The sequence below is a fragment of the Capnocytophaga leadbetteri genome, from assembly GCF_003054025.1.
Lineage (GTDB): Bacteria > Bacteroidota > Bacteroidia > Flavobacteriales > Flavobacteriaceae > Capnocytophaga > Capnocytophaga leadbetteri.
Genome location: NZ_QBKG01000001.1, coordinates 1 through 21,601, shown reverse-complemented (window position 1 = coordinate 21,601; position 21,601 = coordinate 1). Strand labels below are relative to the sequence as shown.

The following is a 21,601-nucleotide window of genomic DNA, read 5'->3' as shown; positions in this document are numbered from 1 at the left end:
AACTAATAACCATTATGAAAATATCTGTAGAACTAACCTTTAGTCCGTTGCAAGACGATTTTGAAAAACCTATTCAGCACTTCATCAGAAAACTACGTGCCTCAGGACTTATTATCAAAGAAAATCCGCTAAGCACCCAAGTCTACGGCGATTACACCCAAGTGATGAGCCTCCTCACTACCGAAATAGAAGAAGCTCTTGATTTGGTAGAACACGGACTTATGTACGTGAAAATAGTAAAGTCTGACCGCCACGACTACGTTCCTTTCTCTTAACTAACTACCGATGACTGATTTATTTGCTCAATACCAAGGGGTAGAAACTCACTTGGTAATCTTAGAGATTATCGGAGTCTTTTTCGGCTTCTTAAGCGTTTGGTTTGCTAAAAAAGGGAATATATGGGTGTACCCTACAGGTATCATCAGCACTATACTCTTTGTCTATCTGCTTTGGCACTATGTGCTGTGGGGTGATATGCTTATCAACGCTTATTATACCGCAATGAGTATCTACGGGTGGGTACTATGGGCTAAAAACGCTCATAACAACGTTATTACTATCAGTCGCACTACTTCTCGCGATTGGTATATCTGTGCTGGCTTAGGGCTCTTCAGCCTCACTTTCGTTACTACAGTCTATTACTTCAAGCCTTTTATACAAAACAACTTCTCTATGGAAGGCGTAGCATTAGGTTTTGAACACTTCTTACCTACCGAATACGTTGATGTATTCACCACTGCTATCTTCTTAGTGGGTATGTGGCTAATGGCAAAACGCAAAATTGAAAACTGGATTTTCTGGATTGTAGGCGACTTTATCTCTGTACCCCTATACCTCAAAAAAGGAATGCTCTTTACTTCATTCCAATACCTTTTATTCACCATTATTGCTATTATGGGTTATATAGAATGGAAACGACACTTGCGCAACACCCCAGTCCCCTCACAAAAGTAGCCTTTATAGGCCCTGAAAGCACAGGCAAAACTACCCTAAGCGCGCTATTGGCGCAACACTACCATACCCTATATGTAGAGGAGTATATGCGCACCTATCTGCAACACAAGTGGGACGAGCAGCGACTTACTTGCACCCCTGACGATGTACTGCCTATAGCCGAAGGACAGATGCGCACCGAAAACGAGCTCGCTGCTCAAGCCCATCGCTTCCTCTTCTGCGACACCTGTCTGCTGGAGCTGATGATTTACTCTTATCTGTACTACGGTTATTGCGACCCTTGTATAGAGCAGGCAGCCCTCTCTCACCATTACGATTTTATCTTCCTAACCTACATCGATGTACCTTGGGTAGCCGATGACCTACGCGATAAACCCAACGAACGCGATGAAGTATTTGCTTTCTTCCAACAAATGCTTGACCTACACCACATTAGTTATATTATCCTCAAAGGCGACTTACACACACGCCAACAACAAGTAGTACATTTTTTAGACAGCTATCAAAAATTTTAACAGCATTGCGTTAAAATTTAACATAGCTTTAACATATAGGGGGGGGTAAAATGCTTATCTTTGCCCCCGAAAATACACAAGATATTTGCTTTTCTAAAAGTCCCGGCTTTCCTTCTCTTTCATCTATTCTATTCTCCTCAGGAAGTCGGGCAATATTTCAGAGAATAGCAGAAGGGGTCCCACAATCATACACACCCTTCTGCTTCTTTCTCTGATTTTTTTATAGTTTCTTCAAAAGTTTTTTATATTTTTGCGCTATTAAATCACAATAAGCAACTAATGGTTAGTAATACAAAAGAAAATGAACAAAATTTTTAGCAAAAACGCCTTCCTTTGGCTCTTAGTACTAATGGTACTGTTGGGCAAACTCATCCCTTATCGCGAAAGCTACAACGCCTACTTCAATTTAGGTACTTTTATTGATTGGGGTATAGTGATTATCTTCCTCCTCTATGGTCTTAAACTCAATATCCGCGAGGTAGTAAACGACATCAAAAACTGGAAACTACACCTATTGGTGCAGCTGGCTACCTTTGTGCTTTTCCCCCTTTTGGTCATTGCCTTCTATCCGCTGGCAAAAGGTACTACTTTCTACCTCCTATGGTTTTCCATATACTTCCTCGCTTGCCTGCCCTCTACCGTATCATCGTCAGTAGTGATGGTCTCTATCGCAAAAGGCAATGTACCTTCAGCTATCTTCAACGCCTCTATATCAGGACTTATTGGTATCTTTGCCACTCCTATGCTAATGCAGCCCTTTATGGATAACAGCAGCAACAGTACAGTCGACCAAGCCTCTATCATCCAACAACTATTGCTAAAAGTACTTTTACCTATCGTATTAGGTTTGCTTCTAAACCCCTTATGCCGTAAGTTCATTACCCGTTACGGAAAACTCATCGGCAAGTTCGACCGACTTATCATCTTACTAATCGTCTATGAGAGTTTTTCAACTGCTTTTGTAAACGAAGTCTTCAGCAGCGTACCTGCCGTAACGTTTCTTATTATCGCAGGGGCATCAGTAGGACTGTTCTTTATTGTCTATCACGTATTAGGCTGGGCAGCTAAGCGCTTAGGCTTCAACCGCGAAGATACTATCACCACCACCTTCTGCGGCTCTAAGAAATCTTTAGTACACGGCAGCTTGTTTATGATGGTATTAGGTATCCCTGACGATAATAAGGTAATGTTTCTATTACCCATAATGCTATATCACAGCTTTCAGTTGTTCTACGTAAGCTGGCTGGCAAATAAATTATCAACAACACAAAGCAAACCCTAACAAACTATGAGGAAAGCACTAATCATCTTAACCACCTTAATAGCCATTGTAGGCTGCCAAACACGCATTAAACCCGCTACAGATTTAGACGACAACCAATTGCACGGCAAGGTAAAACAAATGCTCGAACTGACCTATTACTACGGTAATGTTGATAGAGTGTTTTTTGAAGAGATGACCAAAGCCTCTGATTCAATGCTGTATATTTTTGATGAAAAAGGCTATTATACCGAAGCGGTTCGCTTAACTCCCCCTAATGATGACGAGGACGAACAGACACCCAGAAAAATCTACGTTACTCGCACTGCCTACGAAGTAAAAACAACCGCTTACAACAGCGATGGAGACATCCTATACCAAAGCATAAGTAAGCTAAACCCGGAAGGCTTAGAGCTTACCCGAACAGATGTTTATAAAAAAGAGGACGAAAAGATTGTAATGAACTCCACTTATGACCATAAGAATCTCAAGAGAGAAATAAATATTGAACACAAGGACGGAAGTAAGCAGAAAAACGTACTAACCCATAACAAAAAAGGACAAGTCATTAAAGGAGAGTTTTACATAGGCAGCGAAAATGAGCTTTTTTTAACCTCTATATGTACCTACAACAGCAAGGACTATTTAGAAAAACGTGAACGGAAGTATGCTACTTATTCAGTTACTACCACTTACGAGTATGAATACGATGCCCAAGGCAGTGCCACTCTCGTCAAGGAATACGAAGACGGCAAACTCACAACCACAATAAAGAGAATCATAGAGTATTATTAACACCCCCAACCCAAAGCACTAAATTATGACGATTAAAAACTGGGAAGACACCGATAAACCTCGCGAAAAGATGATGGCGCAAGGCAAAACCGCATTAAGCAATGCCGAACTTTTAGCCATTCTCATTGGCTCAGGGGCTGCCAATGAAAGTGCCGTTGCTTTAAGCAGACGCATATTGGCTTCAGTAGGCAATAGCCTAACCACTTTGGGCAAACAAACCCTCGCACAACTCACCGCCTTCAAAGGCATCGGAACAGCCAAAGCAATCACAATTCTCGCCGCCACCGAAATCGGACGTAGGCGTGCTGCCGAAACACCTGAGCCACAACCTAAAATCGAAGCCCCTCATAACATCTTCACCTTAATGCAACCCCTTATTGGCGACCTCCCTCACGAAGAGTTTTGGGTGCTATACCTCAACAGTGCCAATCGCGTCATTCACAAATGCCGACTTTCTTCAGGAGGCATCACGCATACTACCGTCGATATAAGGCTTCTCTTCAAAAACGCCTTAGAGCAAGGTGCCGTCGCAATTATTTTAGTACACAATCACCCTTCGGGAAGCACCGAGCCCAGCCACGACGATATACAGCTAACCCAGAGAGTAAAAACAGCAGCCGAAACCTTAGACATCAAACTATTAGACCACGTAATTATCACCGAGAAAGCCTATGAAAGTTTAGTAGAAAACGGAATTATGCTTTAAACTTAGAAATTTTGGAGGTGATTTAAATGGTAAATTTCTGTTTTAAGGGCTTGTGTGATTTCCATATAGTGTTATTTTATCTTTGCTATGTCGTTTTTATAACTCGCAAAAGTATAGCGACGCAAAAGCGATTTTGAGACTTTTCAGATAGCCTCAACGGGTGTATTAACAACTAAAGTAGTGAAATACAAACTTAGGAAATTGGTCACCAAGGTTGTAATATCCTTTGATGATGGCAAAATATTCTTGATCATCCCACAAGTGGGCTTCTATTCCCACAGCGGTATCATCATTGTTGAAGTTATACACCTCTAAATTCACCCCTCCTCCCTCTTCTTTATCCATTTCTTCTATAGGAAAGAGGTGCAACACGCTTTTATCTTCTACAAAGTCAAGCATTTCATAGATTTCTTCTAAAAATTCTCCCGAAATATCAAACTTTTCAGCTAATACTTGGGTATCTTCGGCTTTATAGGCTTCTAAAAAGTCGGTAAGGGTGTGGTAAATTTCTGTTTTAAGGGCTTGTGTGATTTCCATATAGTATTATTTAATCTTTGCTATATCGTTTTTATAACTCGCAAAACTGATGTTTCCTTCTAAAACCAACTCGCAGAGGGCTGTTGGGTCATAACCTTTAAAGGAATGAAGGGTATAATGGCAATGTTTGTCCTCACACTCTAAGTGGAGTACATAACCATCGGGTTCGTCTTGAAAAACAACGGTTGCTTCTTTATACTTTTCTAAGGTTGCTACCGAGCGTATCAAATCCTGCCTACTATCGTGCAAGTGAGAGGCTACAAAAGCTATTTCGGCAGTGCCATTGCTGATTATGACTTCTAACCAGCCATGTTCTTTGGGAGTGTAATCAATCATTGCAAATTAATAAAGTTTCATTAGTAAATCGGCAAAAGAAGTAGCAATAGGAGAGGGCTCTATGTCTTGTATATTATGATTAAAAAGATAAATCTGCTGGTCTTCTGCTAATAGAAGCGTATCGCCCGCAGGAGTGCGCGCAATCGGTATTCCCTGTTTCTGAAAGTCAGTATACAAGTCTATCAGCGAATGAAACTTATAAGCCGACCGAAAAGCCAAAAAGCGGTCTATTACCACCTTACTGCCTTTCACCCTGTTTTTAGAAGGAATGCCTCCGTTGTGCTCCAACAGAAAACGAATATATTCCTCATCGATAGGCTGGCTCAGCTCTCTCTGAAAATCAGCAATTTCTGTTTCTTCCGCCTTGTCCGTTTCGTAGGCTTTGATGAGGTTTTTTAGGGTTTGTTTATCGGGCAAAATCTTATAAGCCCTGAGCTGTTCCACTTTCTCCGGACTCAAGCCATATTTCTCAAAAGTAAGTTTTTTCATAGGTTTATTATCCACTAATCGTTTCTAAATGAAGGCGGTAGTTATCATCGAGCCTGATATTCACCAGATGCCCCAAAAAGTAATCAGTGTCCGTATCTACATCAAAAATGCAAGGGTAGTTTGTATGTAGCCATAGGGCTTAATTTTGGGCTACAAAAATAACAAATAATCAACAGATATACAAACGTATCAAAAATTTCTTTCTATCATAGATAAAAAAATTTGGAGGTGATTTAAAAAGTATGATGAATTTTGGACTTATGTTCAGAAAAAAGAGAACAAACAGTGGCTTATATACGCTTATGACAGAGAAACACGAGAAATTATAACTTATGTTTGGGGTAAAAGAGATTTAAGAACAGCTAAAAAGTTAAGGAAGCAACTTAAAGAACTGAATATTACCTATGATTCTATAGCAACTGATGATTGGAAAAGTTTTAAAACAACTTTTAAAGAGGATAATCATCTAATAGGAAAAGCATATACTGTTGGGATAGAGGGGAATAACTGTAAATTGAGACATAGAATAAAACGAGCTTTTCGCAAGACTTGTTGTTTTTCATCATACTTTTTGAAACACCACCGAAATTTTTTCTGTTCTTACTTACCCTATACAAACAATATAGAAACGATATAGGAACGATATAGGAACAATACAGGAAGAGCACAACATCGCCCAAAGTATAAATATCTCCCAAAAAACCCGAAAACAGAAAAATATCCTAATTTGTCATTCGCCATTTGCCATTTGTCATTAAATTACTATCTTTGTGCTTTCAATAGTAAAACAGCAATATTATGGGTATGATTATGAACTACCTCCGCGTACCTAAGGCGGAGTTTGACAAATATCTAAAAGAACCTAAGGCACTCGAAGAGGAGATTCATACGCTTTTCGAGGTTGAAGAAACCAATGAACGCTTATTTGATGTTGATAAGGCGTGGAGTGGTATTATGTACCTACTCACAGGCAGTGCTTTCGTCTGTGGCTACGAAGAAGATGAAGACGATGATGTATCTCGCCTCTTTTTCAGCGGACAGCTTTTTGATGAGCAGTCTGACCTCTATGGATTTGGACCTGCGCACTACATTACCCCCGCTCAAGTAGCGGCACTCAGTAAGCGACTCAGTGCTATGTCCGAAGCAGATTTAAGGGAAAACTATAATCCCGAAGAGATGGCTGCCAATGAAGAGCTTTACCCCTCATTAGAGTGGAACGAAGATGATTTTTCTTACCTAAAGTATCACTTCGAAAAGTTGCAACAGTTTTTCGCCACAGCCGCCCAAAACGGCGAGGCTATAGTAAATTTCCTATCGTAAGGGAATACCCTAAACATCATTTTCAAATTCAACACTAATGGAAGTTACTAATATCAATCAGTTAGACCTTGTAAACGGACTTTATACCTATGCCGATTATTTCCTTTGGAAAATAGAAGAGCGTATAGAGTTGCTAAAAGGGAAGATTTTTAAGATGAGCCCTGCCCCTGCAATACCTCACCAGAGAGTATCTCGCAAGTTGTCGGGCGAACTCTATAATTTCTTCAAAGGAAAGACTTGCGAACTGTTTGCCGCACCTTTTGATGTGGTACTTCCTAATGCAGAAGGCAAAGAAGACAGTGTCGTACAGCCCGACCTCTGTGTAGTGTGCGAGCCTGAGAAATTAGCCGATGGCAAACGTTGCTTAGGTGCCCCCGATTTAGTAATCGAAATACTTTCGGCAGGCAACTCTCAACGCGATTTAAGCGATAAGTTTTGCCTATACGAAGAAGCAGGGGTTGCTGAGTATTGGATTGTGCGCCCTTCTAATAAAGAAGTAAATGTTTTTGTATTAGAAAATGGCAAATATCGCGGACTTGCCCCTATTGTAGAGGGCAAAGAAATAACCTCAGTAAAATTTCCAACCCTTAAGATAAACACAAGTGATATTTTTTAGAATCATATGGAAAAAACAGCTTCTCAAATCATTGATTGGATAAAAAACTACGCCCAGCAAGCCCGTGTCAAAGGCTTGGTGATAGGCATATCAGGAGGGGTAGACTCTGCCGTAGTCTCTACTCTCTGCGCGCGTACGGGGTTACCAACTCTTTGCCTCGAAATGCCCATTCATCAGGCAGAAAGCCACGTAAGCAGAGCCGAAGAACACATCAGCTTCCTCAAGGCGCACTACCCTAACGTCACTAATTTGCGGGTAGACCTCACCCCTGTATTCGACCAATTCGTAGTGCAAGTGCCGCTGACCGATAAGCCCACCTACGAAATGGCTTTGGCGAACACCCGTGCCCGCCTACGAATGACGACTCTTTACTACTTCGCTGGTTTAGAGGGGTATATCGTAGTAGGCACAGGCAATAAGATAGAAGATTTTGGCGTAGGCTTCTTCACCAAATACGGCGATGGGGGCGTAGACATCAGTCCTATAGCCGACCTGATGAAGAGTGAAGTGTACAAACTTGGCGAGTACTTACAGGTGCCTCAAAGCATTCTCAAAGCAAAACCCTCTGACGGACTTTTTGGCGATGACCGCAGCGATGAAGACCAGCTAAAAGCCACTTATGACGAGTTAGAGTGGGCAATGCTACAAACCGAGCAAGGACAAACTGCCGAAGCCTTCACAGGCAGACAGCGCGAAGTATTCGAGATATACACCCGCCTCAACCGTGCCAACCAACACAAAATGCAGCCCATACCCATTTGCAAAATTGACAAATAAGACAAATTGACAAATTGACAAATTGACAAAAATGAACATACTAATCTTAGGCTCTGGCGGTCGCGAACACGCCTTTGCCGTAAAACTACACAGCAGTCCACTTTGCGACCAGCTTTACATAGCCCCTGGCAATGGGGGCACTCACCACGTAGCTACCAATGTAGCTATTAGCCCTACCGATTTCCCTGCCCTGAAAGCCTTTGTACTCGAAAAAGAGATTGCAATGGTGGTAGTAGGTCCCGAAGACCCTTTAGTAAAAGGAGTATATGATTTCTTTGTTAGCGACAAAGACCTCGCACACGTGCAAGTAATAGGCCCTTCGCAGCACGGCGCTACCCTCGAGGGCAGTAAAGAGTTTGCTAAAGAGTTTATGGTGCGCCATAACATTCCTACGGCTAAATATGCGAGCTTTACTAAGGAAACGGTTGAGGAGGGTTGTGCTTTCCTCAGCACGATGAAAGCCCCTTACGTGCTTAAAGCCGACGGATTGGCGGCAGGCAAGGGGGTGGTAATACTCGAAGACCTACACGAAGCACAAGCCGAACTTCGCCGTATGCTCATCGATGCTAAATTCGGGCAAGCTAGCACCAAAGTAGTGATTGAAGAGTTCCTCAAAGGTATAGAGCTTAGCTGCTTTGTGCTAACCGATGGCGTCGATTATAAGATATTGCCTACTGCCAAAGATTACAAGCGTATTGGCGAAGCCGATACAGGGCTCAACACCGGAGGTATGGGGGCGGTTTCGCCTGTGCCTTTTGCCGATGCCGCTTTTATGCAGAAGATAGAAGAGCGCATCGTAAAACCTACCATCAACGGACTACAATCAGAAGGCATCGTCTATAAAGGTTTTGTTTTCATCGGACTTATAAAAGTTGAAGGCGAACCTTACGTGATAGAATACAACGTGCGTATGGGCGACCCCGAAACAGAAGTGGTTTTACCTCGCATAGAAAGCGACTTAGTACCTTTGTTCCAATCCCTTTACAACGGCACTTTGGCTGCACAAGAGCTAAAAATAACCCCAGAAAGTGCTACCACAGTGGTAATGGTATCAGGAGGCTATCCTGAGGAATACGAAAAAGGAAAGGTTATCACCGGCACAGAAAGTGTAACCGATAGTATGGTATACCACGCAGGCACTACCCTAAAAGAGGGCGCACTGCTAACGGCAGGCGGCAGAGTATTGGCAATCACCTCCTTAGGAGCTGATTTTCACCAAGCCCTACAGAAGTCATACCACAGTATCAGCAAAATACATTTCGAAGGGGCTTACTACCGAAGAGACATTGGTAAAGACCTTTCATCACTCTAATCATAGTTCAAAATTCTTATGAGGGTTGTCATAACAGGAATGGGGATTTATTCGTGTATAGGCACTTCGTTAAGCGAGGTCTATAGCTCATTATATCACGGGAAGTCGGGTATTGTAGTACAGCCCGAGCGCAAGCTGATGGGCTATAGGTCAGCCCTTACAGGTGTTCTACCTACCCCAGAGCTCAAAGGTATATTGGGGCGCAGAGAGCGCATTTCTATGGGGCAGGAAAGTGAGTTCGCCTATATGGCTACCCGCGATGCCCTTAGCGCGGCACAAATAGACCTCGACTTTCTACGCCAGAATGAAGTAGGTATTCTCTACGGAAATGATAGTGTAGCCGAATCGGTAGTCCTTACACACGACAAGATACGCGAGAAGAAAGACACAGCATTGCTCGGTTCAGGGGCAGTATTTCGCACAATGAACTCTACCGTTACAATGAACCTCTCTACCCTCTTTCAGCTGCGCGGAGTCAATATGAGCATTAGCGCGGCTTGTGCCAGCGGTTCGCACGCCGTAGGGTTAGGCTATTTGCTAATACAGAGTGGTATGCAAGATTGTATCATATGCGGCGGAGCCCAAGAGGTAAATCCTTATTGTATGGGCAGCTTCGACGGATTAGGAGTTTTCTCAATACGCGAAGAGGCACCTGCACTTGCCTCTCGTCCGTTTGATGCACATCGAGACGGCTTAGTACCTAGCGGAGGGGCTGCCACCCTTATACTCGAAAGTTATGAGCACGCCCTAAAGCGTGGGGCTACCCCTATAGCCGAAGTAGTAGGCTATGGTTTTTCGTCTAACGGCGCTCATATCTCTACCCCAAGTGTAGAAGGCCCCGCCCGCGCGATGAGGCGAGCGCTCCAAAATGCAGGTATGCAGCCCCACGAGATAGATTATATCAATGCGCACGCTACTTCCACCCCTATAGGCGATGCCAATGAAGCAAAGGCTATTTACGAAGTATTTGGCAGCAAAACGCCTGTAAGCTCTACCAAGTCAATGACGGGACACGAATGCTGGATGGCAGGGGCAAGCGAGCTCATATACAGCATACTAATGATGCAACACGACTTTATAGCTCCTAATATCAACTTCGAAACCCCCGATGAAGACAGTGCCAAGCTAAATATTATCGGCAGTACACAACAAAAGCCCATCAATGCTTTCTTGAGCAATTCATTTGGTTTTGGCGGTACTAATTCAGCTTTAATAATTAAAAAAATGCCCATTAGCTAATCAGCCAATGGGCATTTTTTATTATTTATCATTTTTAAGGATACCCCCACTCAGGGCAAACTCCATAGCTTTTTGGGCGGTAAAACCCTCAGCTGGTTTAATATTTTCGGCAGAAGTAACGATTACCCACCCCGATATAGCATAAGAGTGTGGCAGATAAACACTCACCATACCTTCCAGATTTGTAAAATTCATAGTATGCTGGGTAAGGAAGCCTATACGCCATATTTCAGGGGTTTCATTAACCCGCACCCACACAGGATTGGTAAACTTCCTTTTATCGCCTACAAACGAAGCCAACATATCTTTAATAGACGAATAGATAATCTTCACCCCAGGGATATGTGCCACTATATAGTCCATTAGGCTAACGAATAGCTGCCCCAAAATAAGCTTACTGCCTACAAAGCCGATAAGTGCGGTACCAAACAGCACAGCCGCAAATACAGCCCCTGGGTATTGGCGAGAGATGTTGGGCACTAAGTTATCTACACTCTTAAAGATAGACCATATAATCCACACGGTAGCGCTAAGAGGGCCTATAATAAGAATTCCTTGAAAGAAAAACTTGATAAAGATGCCTAAATAATTCTTTTTTTTCATTTGTTTTTTAGTGAATATTAAGGGTTATTGGCTCATCATAAAAGTATTGGTATGCGCTCTAAGAATAGCTGAAAGCTGAGGCGAATAGCCTCCACCCATAGAGCATTGCACCGGCAAATGGTATTGGCGACAAAGGTTGAATACAAATCGGTCGCGGTCAGCACAGCCTTGCACACTCAGCGATAGTTTACCTAGTTTATCGCTACTAAGCACATCTACTCCCGATTGGTAAAACACAAAATCAGGCTGATGAACAGTAATAATTTCGGGCAAAACAGAAGTAAGTACAGAAAGGTAAGCCGCATCAGACGTGCCTGTAGGTAGGGCGATATCTCTATCGGACTGCTCTTTTACAAAAGGGTAATTGCCCTCTGCGTGCATCGAAAAGGTAAAGACACGCGGGTCGTGCCTAAATATCTCGGCAGTACCATTGCCCTGATGTACATCTAAATCGATAATAAGCACTTTTCTAACAGCTGTATGCGCCAGCAAATAGGCAGCCGCCACCGCTTGGTCATTGAGCATACAGAACCCCTCTCCCCTATCAGAAAACGCGTGATGCGTACCCCCTGCTATATTAAACCCTACCTCAGCGGTGCGCAGTGCCCATAGGGCTGCCTCAATAGTGCCTTGTACTAAGGTGAGTTCGCGGTCTACTAACTGCTGATTTTGGACAAAACCAATAGGCAATGCCTCTTTATGCGACAGCTGTAGCTGCACAAACTTATGCACATAATCTGGGGTATGCGCTAAGCAGAGCGTTTCCAGACTTACCTTAGAGGGGGTACGAAAGTCAGTAGGATCGGCTATCCCTTCGTGCAGAAGCTGTTGCGGCAAAAGGGCGTACTTCTGCATCGGAAAGCGATGATTATCTGGCACTGGGTGATTATAGATAGGGTGGTAACTGATGTACATTTCACTATAAATTATACCGTTTGTGCTTTCTTCCGACTAAAGTAAATATATACCAAAGTACCAATCAGCAGCAGGTGTAAATATACTGAGTACATCACTAATTGAGGGTAATCCATTGTGTGGGCGAACTGATAAAGCCCAATAACCTGCGCCCCGTAAGGAATGAGACCTTGAGCATAGCAAGAAAAGATATCGAGCACCGAAGCGGCATTGCGCAGCGACACGTTAAACTGCTCACTGATGCGCTTGCTTATCTTCGATACGATAAGAATCGCTACCGTATTATTGGCTACACATACATCGGCTACCGTTACAAGGAAGCCCATACCGAGCAATGCCGATGCCCCACTCCTAATATGCTTAGCGATGAGATTCATCAGGTATTGTATACCGCCAAAATGCTCTACTAAAAGAGCCAATCCACCGATGATAAAGTACAAGAAGAAAATATCAGCCATATCCATAAAACCTTTGTAGGTATGCTGGGTAAAGTCTAAAAAGCCAAACTTACCATAAGATAGTCCTATCACTCCTGATAAGAGCACTCCCAAGAAAAGCGACACAAACACATTCACTCCAAAAAGCGAGATAATCACTACGGCTATATACGGCAAAATAAGCACTACATTAAAGTCGTGATATGCCTCGCTATGGATAAAAGTCTGTGCTTCGGGGTTGCCTATAAACAAAAGAACAATCACTGAAAGCAATGCCATTGGTAGGGCAATCTTAGCATTGGCTTTCATCTTGTCGCTCATCTTACAACCCAACGACTGGGTAGCGGCAATGGTAGTATCAGAAATAAGCGAGAGATTATCGCCAAACATAGCCCCTGACAACAGCGATGCCCCAATAAGAGCCGTATTAGAGTGACTTTCGGTAGCGAGGTTGAAGACAATAGGCGAAAGCGTCATAATAGTACCTACTGAAGTACCTGTAGCAAACGACAGAAAAGAAGCTATAAGAAAAATACCTACCGGAAAGTACTGAGGCGATATGTAGTACATACCCATATTCACGATACTGTCTATACTACCAGAGGCTTTGGCTACTGACGCAAATGCCCCTGCCAAGAGGGCGATAACACACATCTGCAATACATTGCTATCGCCTGCCCCTTTAAAGAAGAGAGCTATTTTCTCATTAAGCGGAGCCCTATAAATAAGAAGCGCTATCACTACTGCAAAAAGCGCTATAATAGGTGCTGGAAGCGAATAAAAGTTATCGAAATACAAACCACTCCCTAAGAATATTGCTACGAATATCAGTAGCGGTATAATGCTTATTATATTTAATTTCTGTTTCATTATTTAGTTATTTGTTAATCATTTTAATGAGCATCTAGCCAGTTGTTGCCTATACCTAAATCAGCGACTAACGGAACGGCAAGAGTAAAGGCGCTTTCCATCGCTTCTTTGATGAGGGGTTTCACTATCTCTAATTCGGTTTTAGGCACATCGAATACTAACTCATCGTGTACTTGCAGCAGCATACGGGTTTGCAATTGCTGGGCTTGCAGTAGGTCATAGATACGTATCATCGCTATCTTGATAATATCAGCAGCCGAACCTTGTATAGGCGCATTTACGGCGTTGCGCTCTGCTGCCCCTCGCACTACTTGGTTGCGCGAATGTATATCGGGCAGGTAGCGACGCCTGCCCAGTACGGTCTCTACATAGCCGTGCTCTTGGGCAAAGTGTATCTGCTTCTGTATGTAGTTACGCAGATTGGGGTAAGTAGCGTAATAGGTATCTATCAGCTCTTTGCTCTGCGACCTGCTCAAATCGGTTTGTGCTGAAAGCCCAAAAGCTGATACGCCATAAATAATACCGAAGTTTACCGTTTTGGCGTGGCTGCGTTGCTCGCGGGTAACTGCCTCTAAAGGTATGTTGAACACTTTGGCTGCCGTAGCGCAGTGAATATCCTCGCCGTGCAAGAAAGATTCTATCATATTATGCTCTTCGCTTAAGGCGGCAATGATGCGCAACTCTATCTGCGAATAGTCGGCAGAAAGGAGTACATAATCATCATTGCGAGCTATAAATGCCTTGCGCACTCGTTGCCCACGCTCGGTACGGATAGGGATATTCTGCAAGTTAGGATTATTGCTACTAAGGCGCCCCGTAGCGGCTACCGTCTGCATATAGGTAGTATGCACACGCCCTGTGCGGGGGTTCACCTCTAACGGCAACGCATCTACATAAGTAGATTTGAGCTTCTGTACTTGTCGCCACTCTAATATATCGGCTACTATCTTATGTTTAGCAGCAAAAGGAGCTAACACCTCTTCGGAAGTAGCATATTGCCCTGTTTTTGTCTTCTTAGGCTTACTGTCTATCTTAAGTTTCTCGAAGAGAATATCGCCTAACTGCTTGGGCGATGCCAAATTGAAAGGCGTACCTGCTTGCTCGGCTATAGTGGCTTCTAATTGTGCTATCTCTGCGTCTAAGGTTTTAGAGTATTCTTTCAGATACGCCACATCTAGGGTTACCCCCTCGCGCTCCATTGCCGCTAATACTTTCAGCAGAGGCATCTCTAAATCGGTGTACACTTTTTGGGCATTTACCTTAGGCAATTCTGCCTTAAAGACGTCCTTCAGCTGCCAAGTAACGTCAGCATCTTCTACCGCATACTCTTTCACCTCTTCTAAAGCGACGGTACGCATTGAGCGTTGCGCCTTGCCTTTGCCTATAAGGCTTTCGATAGCAATCGGGGTATAACCCAAATAGGTTTCCGAAAGCAAGTCCATATTATGGCGCATATCAGGGTTGATAAGATAGTGGGCTATCATCGTATCGAATAGCGCCCCTTGTACCTTTATACCGTAATTTTCGAGTACTTTGAGGTCGTATTTTAAATTCTGACCTACTTTGGTTATCTTTTCATCCTCAAAAAACGGACGAAAAGTATTCAGCAGGGCTGTAGCTTCTTCTTTATCCACAGGAAATGGTACATAATAGCCTTTGTGCGCCGTCCAACAGAAGGAAATACCTACTAATTCAGCTTCGAGAGCATCAATAGCAGTGGTTTCGGTATCAAAACAGACTTCAGTCTGCTGCAATAGCGACTGCAAGAGTAGTTGTTGTGCCATTGGGGTATCTGCCAGCTGGTAGTAATGGGGGGTATTGGCGGCTGTCTTCTTCTCGACCGCTACTTGGGGCTGAGCAAATAAGTCGCCTTGTACGGCAAACATATCTAACTGGGCTGAGGCGACTTTCTGGTTGCTTTGTACTACCGCTTCTGGCTGATATACCTTTTGGAAATTGACTAATAACTGACGAAACTCTAACTCTTCAAAAAGTTTGCCTACCGCCTCGAAATCGGGGGTAGAGACTTCGCAGTCCTTCTCATCAAAAACAACGGGCACATCGAGCATAATGGTAGCCAACTGTTTAGAGAGGATACCTTTTTCTTTATTGTTTTCTATATTCTCGCGCAACTTGCCTTTGAGCTGGTCGGTATTAGCAAGGAGGTTTTCTAAAGAACCAAAGTCGGCAAGGAGCTTTTTGGCAGTCTTCTCGCCCACCCCTGGGAGGCCAGGGATATTATCGACCGCATCGCCCATCATACCCAGAAAGTCTATCACTTGCAAGGGGTTTTGTACCTCAAATTTCTCTTGTACCTCTTTCACTCCCCATATTTCTACATCATTCCCTCCACGAGGGGGGCGATACATAAAGATATTGTCGCTCACCAGCTGGGCGTAATCCTTATCGGGGGTAACCATATACACCTGATAGTCTTGCTTTTCAGCCTGTTTGGCAAGAGTGCCGATAATATCGTCGGCTTCGTAGCCCTCTTTTTCTATAATAGGGATATGCAAGGCATTGAGAATCTGATGTATATAAGGAATGGCTATGCGGATAGCCTCAGGGGTTTCTTCGCGGTTAGCTTTATAATCGGCAAAAAGCTCGGTGCGCGCTACACTACCGCCCTTGTCGAATGCTACGGCTAAATGATGAGGCCGCTCCTTTTTCATCACATCGAAAAGGGAATTCATAAAGCCCAAAATGGCTGAGGTGTTCAGTCCTTTGGAATTGATGCGCGGGTTTTTAATAAAAGCGTAGTAGCCCCTAAAAATAAGGGCGTAGGCATCGAGTAAAAATAGGCGTTTTTTCATAACGGCGATTATTAAGGGTTTTAGGGGGCAAAGGTACTAAAATAAATTGTATTTTTCTTTTGATAAAAAAACTTTGTCAAGAAAAAACTGTATATCAGTTCCTTTCTTGACAAAGTAATTATATCGAGTTGAAAAAAGTTATATTTTAGGTTTTTCTTCTGGCACTATGTGCGAGGTGTCATAGCCTGCAAAGAGCTTCAGATAATGTTGCAGTGTAATGCCATTGCCATCAGCAAAATCATAATTGCCTTGGCATTTAAAATATTTGCGAACGGAGGTTGCCCCTGCTAAGTGTGCAGCTGCTAAAATACCTGATTCTGTTATTTCTATTCCGTTGATTTTTTTGCCTACATATTTTTCTATTTCCTTGCGCAAAAACCACTTGCTGCGCTGTAGGCTGAGGGTGAAGACCCGTTCTTGCTGCTCAGGAGAGTTGAGAAACTCGTCCATATCATTTACCCCAAAAAAGCGCAAGATACGTTTGCCAAATTGGTATTTGCCCATATATCCAAAACGGTTTACTACCGTATAACTGCCTCGCGACTCGCGATAGGCTAAGGCTTCTTTAAATCCTACAAAGGTTTTACCAGCGTGTAGGGCACTGAAAGTAATAGTTTCCTCATTATTGGTAGCTTCTGGCATAGCGGTAGCCAGCTGAGGCGTTTCTACTAAGAAATTGGTTGGTACAACAGTAGCTTTAGTTTCTTCATCTTTAATGGTAAATCCTAAAAAGAAAAATACCATAATCACAAATAAATACCTCTTTTTTTGTAAATTCATATAAGTTGTTTTCTTTAAGACTGACAGCGTTTCTCCGCACGGAAAAACACCTGCTTAAAATTATTTCGGCGGCAAAAGTACAACTTTTTTTGAAAATGACCAAAAATAGTGGTTAGTCTTTAGTCGTTAGCCGTCAGAAAGCTCTCCTAAGTTGCTCATTATTAACAGCTAAATGCTAACCGTATCAGTATCTTTAAAAATTAGATATTACACGATATTCTTTTTGGTTATGAGCTTTATTGATAAAGTTACGCATTTCATTGGTAAGAGGCAATTGGTTTTGGGTTTCCCAAAACTCTTTGTTATAAGGTATCTCTAATTTAAACAATTCTTTTTTACCATTTACATTGGCTTTAAAAGTACTGAAGTCTGAAAAAGGGTGAGTAACAATGAGCTCGAAACTTACCTCATATACTATTCTTTCACCATTATTATAACCCTCTATTTTTTGGCTCATTATAGCATTGGTTATAAAATACTTATTCTTATCAGTGTCCTTCTCACTTTTTTCTTTCAAATAGTAATCAATAACCCTATGTTTTCCTGACAACTTTTTAGTAAAAGGTATTTTATCTACCACTTTAGGATTGATTTTATAAATACATTCTTTGATAGCATAATCATCAGTACTGATGATAAAATGACCTATTCCTTTTTTGTAATCCTCTTCATTTTTAGAAGTATGACTTACTTGTTGATGTGTTTCATCTATAACTTTAAGGAATGAAAAACGGTACTCCTTTGGATCTAAGAAGAAGTAATTACTATACCAATCAAAAATACCATTTAGGGAAGGCAACTCAAAATCATCAGTTCGTAAACCTTTCTTTTCTATACCAAATTTACGCATATTAAATAGTTGAAAAGCATAATTCTTTTCAGCAGCAAAAAGTTTATCTCGTTTGATACGCCCACTAAAATCTTCTATTTTTACGAGTTCGCCATTGCGCTTAAGTACGCAACGCAAAAAGAAATCTTCTGCAAAAGGCTCCATAGGATAATTGGTGGAGGCACGATTATAGGCTTCTTGAAGAATATTTTTGTTAGAAAGAGTTACTTCGTCTAACTGAAAGGGTTTAGGGCTAAGATACAAGGTGTCTTTAGTGTGGCTAAGGGCTTTAAAAGTAGTTTTGAGTGTTTCATAGCCTAACATTTTTATAGTAATGCTGTCATTAGTAGAATAGAACACAAAGTACCCATCAGCATTAGTAATGGTGTAATCATTAACATTATGGATAGTAGCAGACTGTAGAGGTGCTTTAGTATCTTTATCTACAAGGTATTTTGAGATAGTATTTTGAGGGAAAGATAATGGTATTAGGGCTATATAGATAATGACTGCGATTATATTTCTTTTCATAACTATATTTTCAATTTAAATTGTCTAATACATTCAACTAACCCCTAACGGCATAAACCGCGTAATAGCGAGGGGTAAATAGGCGCAATAATGGGCGTATACCCCATTTGCCTACAGGATGCGTCCATTTTTCGCGATATACAATGTGCCAACCCGCTTTTTCTAACAACATATCTAACTGCCAATCCTCAAACTCGTGATAATGGCAGTCACGAGGGTCGTTAGTATTGCGGTAAGCGCTGGCAAACCACAAGCGCAATGGCACGGTAACTAATAGCTTATCGGTAGGCAATTGCTGCAAAACCGCCAACGGATTGACTAAATGCTCGAGTATTTCGAGCGCGGTAGCAAAATCGGCAGGGAGCGACTGCAGGCAATCGGCTTGAAAGTCCAAGTCCTCGCCCTGAGTGTTGCGCACTGTGTAGCCCTCGGCTTGCATCAGTTCGCTAAAAGGGTTTACCACTCCTACATCTAAGATAGTAGCCCCCTGTGGAGCGTACTTTTTGAGTATGGCAAGGGTACGCTCGTAACGCTTTTTAGGAAGTTTTTTGTACATTCTTTTTAAGAGGCTTTAGAAAAAATTTGCTCCAATATCTTTAGGGTTATAAGGTAGGTGGGTTTTACTCCGATGGTGCCTAAACCGCCTGAGGCAAGGGTGCTACCGGTCTCTAGGGGGTTATCAGAGGCATAGTACGCATAACGCACCTTTACATCTTCGCGTATGCTCTTGCGTATCTTCGAGGCCGATTGTATTGCTTTCTGATAGTGTACGCCCTCCATCTCTAATCCTACAGCTTTCCACGTAGAGTGTAAGAAAAACTTCAGTATATCTTTGTTCTGCAACGAGGTGCCTAATACAGTAATCATAGACCCCTCAAATACTTTTAGTCCGTGTCCTTCAAAATCGGCTTTAGAAAACTCATTGTTGAAAGGATAATTATCGGCGGTACCCTCGAAAATATGCGATGTAGGTATCATTATATCGCCTTTGTCGCCCTCTAAAATACCTGCTTTGCCCATAATCGATACGGATACTACATCTAAAAAGTGAGTATCCCCGCCCTTGTGGTAAGGCTTCAAAAGTTCGTCTATCGTTTCGTAGGCTTGTTCGCCAAAAGCATAGTCCATTACTAAGAGCACTGGCTTTTCTTCTTCCTTTAGGTGACTTAAATCATAAGGAGTGCCTGTAAAGTCTATCTTGGCGGTATCGAACAGCTGCACATCTATATTGGTGCCCGAAGTATCGTCTACCGAAATCATACCATGCGAGTGGGCATAGTTTTTCACTTTCTGTCTGAGCTCTTCGTTCTCGTGCTTGCTGAGCGACTCGAATAGCGCCATTTGGCTGTCTGCCTGTGCTTCTGTACCTATCGCTTTTTGGGCAAATAGGCTGTTCATCACGCTGTGCATATTGGCACTTATAATATGTATAGGGCGGTGCAGCAATCCGCGTTTGAGAAGGAGGTGTTTGAGATGCTCTGCCCAAATCTCGCCGTGGAGGTGGTGACCAATGCGCTCGCGCAAGACGGTACTAAAGGTGATGGTGCGACGCTCATCGTTAAGGCGTTCGTTCACCGCTATTTTGCCTAACCAATAGATAATATGTATAAACCGATTGGGTTGCGCTACCGTAGAAAGGGCATTATGCGCCTCGAGTACCTCTTCAAAAGTACGCCCCAACAGATTGCCTATGTGTATAAAGCAGGCTTCGCGCTCGGCAAGCGTCAGCTTGGGCTTATTCACCGCCACGGTTACTTTTTCCCAATCGTGAGAAATCTTATTGTCGTCTAACAAAATACGGTCGGCTATCTTATGCGACTCTATGAATAAAAACGTTAGATGCGTGAGCAAATCGTAGATGTCGGAACGCCCACGGGTGATTTCGATATTCATCTGCTGGTCGTCTATACGATAGCAGTTGCGGCGGCGCTTGGGCGGAATGATAGGTTTAAAATGCGATTTGCGGTAACCCTCATCGGCTATAAGGTTGATATACAAACACTGCTCGATGCCCTCGGGCAGGCGGTCGAGTACGTAAATAAGTCCGTTGAGTTCGGTTTTATTTTCGGCTATAGAGCCGTATATTTCGGGGCGCAATACCAATAATGATTCGCGCAATGCCTCGCCCGATACGCCCATAGGCTTGTAGAAACCGCGGGTGAATAGGTGACGCATAGTAACGTACATACGCTCAATAGCGTTAGTTGATTCTTGTGCTCTACTCTTCATATAATTCGTCTATTTTGCTGTATACTAAGTCGGGTTCGAAACCGCGATACAGTAGATAATTAGCTAATTTTGCTTTTGCTTTATAAGGGTTTGTGTCTTTTATCGAGGTGTATTTCTTTTCGGCTACGGCATCGAATACTTCTTGATACTCATCTTCATCAATTTCTTCTAAGCCTGCTTCTATAAGGTAGTCGGTGAGCCCCATAGCGTAAAGCGAACGGGTGATGCGGTCCCGTCCCCATTTTTTAAGGCGGAACTTACCGCGGGCGTAACTGCGAGCAAAGCGCTCTTCGTTGAGGAAATCGTGCTTGATAAGATGCACGATAACCTCGTCGATAGCTAGCGGAATCATACGCATCTCGCGGAGCTTGTCGCGCACTTGTCGGTGCGAGCGCTCTTGGTATGCGCAGTAGCGCTCTAAACGCCGCTTTGCCTCTTCTACCGTATATGTTTTTACTGATTCGTTCATAATAGCGTACAAAGGTAGTAAATAATTTGGCGATGCGCAAATTTGGTGGTTTACCCATTAAAAAAAGGTTGCTTGCGTTTGCAAACAATGGGAGTTTTGTAGTAAGTGCCTTTCATTTATCTTATAACTTCTAATTCTTTTTTACCTTTTGGGCGATATAAATATATAGGGAAAATTCTTACTTTTTTTCTATTTTCCTCTTCATATCTTCCTACTAGTACAGGCTCTCCTTTACAACGAGGACATTTCATTGCTGTAAATAATAATG

At 42.7% G+C, this 21,601-nt stretch carries 23 protein-coding genes and 1 pseudogene; 12 read left to right on the top strand and 12 right to left on the bottom strand.

Features of this window, described 5'->3' with window-relative positions; all coding sequences use genetic code 11:
* Positions 1–14: 14 nt before the first annotated feature.
* The 6 genes from C8P65_RS00120 (at position 15) to radC (ending at position 4,231) form a co-directional block, all read left to right on the top strand.
* The gene (locus C8P65_RS00120; RefSeq protein ID WP_107780305.1) at positions 15–275 is read left to right on the top strand and encodes a hypothetical protein; all 261 of its coding nucleotides are present in this window, start codon (positions 15–17) and stop codon (positions 273–275) included.
* Between the two features lie 10 nt (positions 276–285).
* Positions 286–954, top strand: coding sequence for a nicotinamide riboside transporter PnuC (pnuC, locus tag C8P65_RS00115; RefSeq protein WP_107780303.1), 669 nt, complete (start codon positions 286–288; stop codon positions 952–954).
* The gene (locus tag C8P65_RS00110) at positions 909–1,469 is read left to right on the top strand and encodes an AAA family ATPase (RefSeq protein ID WP_107780301.1); all 561 of its coding nucleotides are present in this window, start codon (positions 909–911) and stop codon (positions 1,467–1,469) included. The genes pnuC and C8P65_RS00110 overlap by 46 nt, the downstream gene beginning before the upstream one ends.
* A 301-nt stretch (positions 1,470–1,770) precedes the next feature.
* Complete coding sequence (locus C8P65_RS00105; protein ID WP_107780299.1) at positions 1,771–2,751, top strand: bile acid:sodium symporter family protein; 981 nt, start codon at positions 1,771–1,773, stop codon at positions 2,749–2,751.
* A gap of 6 nt (positions 2,752–2,757) precedes the next feature.
* Complete coding sequence (locus C8P65_RS00100) at positions 2,758–3,525, top strand: hypothetical protein (RefSeq protein ID WP_107780297.1); 768 nt, start codon at positions 2,758–2,760, stop codon at positions 3,523–3,525.
* A 25-nt stretch (positions 3,526–3,550) separates the two neighbouring features.
* Entirely contained in the window at positions 3,551–4,231 is a 681-nt protein-coding gene (radC, locus tag C8P65_RS00095) for a RadC family protein (protein ID WP_107780295.1), read from the top strand.
* 165 nt (positions 4,232–4,396) lie between these two features.
* On the opposite strand, the gene C8P65_RS00090 is transcribed toward radC, so the two are convergent.
* Genes C8P65_RS00090 through C8P65_RS00080 form a run of 3 tightly spaced genes read right to left on the bottom strand, consistent with a single transcriptional unit; the run spans position 4,397 to position 5,593 of the window.
* Positions 4,397–4,768: a hypothetical protein gene (locus C8P65_RS00090; RefSeq protein WP_107780293.1), complete on the bottom strand. Its 372-nt coding sequence runs from the start codon at positions 4,766–4,768 to the stop codon at positions 4,397–4,399.
* Between the two features lie 6 nt (positions 4,769–4,774).
* On the bottom strand, positions 4,775–5,104 hold the full coding sequence (locus C8P65_RS00085) for a hypothetical protein (protein WP_107780292.1): 330 nt from the start codon (positions 5,102–5,104) through the stop codon (positions 4,775–4,777).
* Positions 5,105–5,110: 6 nt separating this feature from the next.
* Positions 5,111–5,593, bottom strand: a complete 483-nt coding sequence (locus C8P65_RS00080) for an SMI1/KNR4 family protein (RefSeq protein WP_107780291.1) — start codon at positions 5,591–5,593, stop codon at positions 5,111–5,113.
* A gap of 253 nt (positions 5,594–5,846) precedes the next feature.
* Here C8P65_RS00080 and C8P65_RS00075 point away from each other — a divergent pair.
* The 6 genes and pseudogenes from C8P65_RS00075 to C8P65_RS00050 all read left to right on the top strand — a co-directional run.
* Positions 5,847–6,230 (top strand): annotated as a pseudogene (locus C8P65_RS00075) (IS1 family transposase); the annotation flags it as partial.
* Positions 6,231–6,391: 161 nt separating this feature from the next.
* Positions 6,392–6,913, top strand: a complete 522-nt coding sequence (locus C8P65_RS00070; protein WP_107780290.1) for a YfbM family protein — start codon at positions 6,392–6,394, stop codon at positions 6,911–6,913.
* A 37-nt stretch (positions 6,914–6,950) separates the two neighbouring features.
* Entirely contained in the window at positions 6,951–7,529 is a 579-nt protein-coding gene (locus C8P65_RS00065; RefSeq protein ID WP_107780289.1) for a Uma2 family endonuclease, read from the top strand.
* 6 nt (positions 7,530–7,535) lie between these two features.
* Positions 7,536–8,306, top strand: a complete 771-nt coding sequence (nadE, locus tag C8P65_RS00060) for an NAD(+) synthase (protein WP_107780288.1) — start codon at positions 7,536–7,538, stop codon at positions 8,304–8,306.
* Positions 8,307–8,337: 31 nt separating this feature from the next.
* On the top strand, positions 8,338–9,618 hold the full coding sequence (gene purD, locus C8P65_RS00055) for a phosphoribosylamine--glycine ligase (RefSeq protein ID WP_107780286.1): 1,281 nt from the start codon (positions 8,338–8,340) through the stop codon (positions 9,616–9,618).
* An 18-nt stretch (positions 9,619–9,636) separates the two neighbouring features.
* Positions 9,637–10,857 (top strand): beta-ketoacyl-[acyl-carrier-protein] synthase family protein, encoded by a 1,221-nt coding sequence (locus C8P65_RS00050; protein WP_107780284.1) that lies wholly within the window; start codon positions 9,637–9,639, stop codon positions 10,855–10,857.
* 21 nt (positions 10,858–10,878) lie between these two features.
* Here the strand turns inward: C8P65_RS00050 and C8P65_RS00045 are convergent, their stop codons facing one another.
* The 9 genes from C8P65_RS00045 to C8P65_RS00005 all read right to left on the bottom strand — a co-directional run bounded on the left by C8P65_RS00045 (position 10,879) and on the right by C8P65_RS00005 (position 21,333).
* The gene (locus C8P65_RS00045; protein ID WP_107780282.1) at positions 10,879–11,460 is read right to left on the bottom strand and encodes a DUF502 domain-containing protein; all 582 of its coding nucleotides are present in this window, start codon (positions 11,458–11,460) and stop codon (positions 10,879–10,881) included.
* 24 nt (positions 11,461–11,484) lie between these two features.
* Positions 11,485–12,375: a histone deacetylase family protein gene (locus C8P65_RS00040; protein ID WP_107780280.1), complete on the bottom strand. Its 891-nt coding sequence runs from the start codon at positions 12,373–12,375 to the stop codon at positions 11,485–11,487.
* A gap of 11 nt (positions 12,376–12,386) precedes the next feature.
* The gene (locus C8P65_RS00035; RefSeq protein ID WP_107780278.1) at positions 12,387–13,682 is read right to left on the bottom strand and encodes a Na+/H+ antiporter NhaC family protein; all 1,296 of its coding nucleotides are present in this window, start codon (positions 13,680–13,682) and stop codon (positions 12,387–12,389) included.
* A gap of 23 nt (positions 13,683–13,705) precedes the next feature.
* Positions 13,706–16,495, bottom strand: coding sequence for a DNA polymerase I (gene polA / locus C8P65_RS00030; RefSeq protein ID WP_107780276.1), 2,790 nt, complete (start codon positions 16,493–16,495; stop codon positions 13,706–13,708).
* Between the two features lie 138 nt (positions 16,496–16,633).
* Positions 16,634–17,275, bottom strand: a complete 642-nt coding sequence (locus C8P65_RS00025; RefSeq protein WP_107780275.1) for a peptidoglycan-binding protein LysM — start codon at positions 17,273–17,275, stop codon at positions 16,634–16,636.
* A gap of 193 nt (positions 17,276–17,468) precedes the next feature.
* Positions 17,469–18,635 carry a peptidase associated/transthyretin-like domain-containing protein gene (locus tag C8P65_RS00020; protein ID WP_107780273.1) on the bottom strand — a complete coding sequence of 389 codons (1,167 nt, stop codon included), beginning with the start codon at positions 18,633–18,635 and terminating at the stop codon, positions 17,469–17,471.
* Between the two features lie 37 nt (positions 18,636–18,672).
* Positions 18,673–19,191, bottom strand: a complete 519-nt coding sequence (locus C8P65_RS00015; protein ID WP_107780271.1) for a class I SAM-dependent methyltransferase — start codon at positions 19,189–19,191, stop codon at positions 18,673–18,675.
* Between the two features lie 5 nt (positions 19,192–19,196).
* Positions 19,197–20,864: a DUF6909 family protein gene (locus C8P65_RS00010; RefSeq protein ID WP_107780269.1), complete on the bottom strand. Its 1,668-nt coding sequence runs from the start codon at positions 20,862–20,864 to the stop codon at positions 19,197–19,199.
* On the bottom strand, positions 20,854–21,333 hold the full coding sequence (locus C8P65_RS00005; RefSeq protein WP_107780267.1) for a regulatory protein RecX: 480 nt from the start codon (positions 21,331–21,333) through the stop codon (positions 20,854–20,856). Before C8P65_RS00005 ends, C8P65_RS00010 begins: the two co-directional genes overlap by 11 nt.
* Positions 21,334–21,601: the final 268 nt, after the last annotated feature.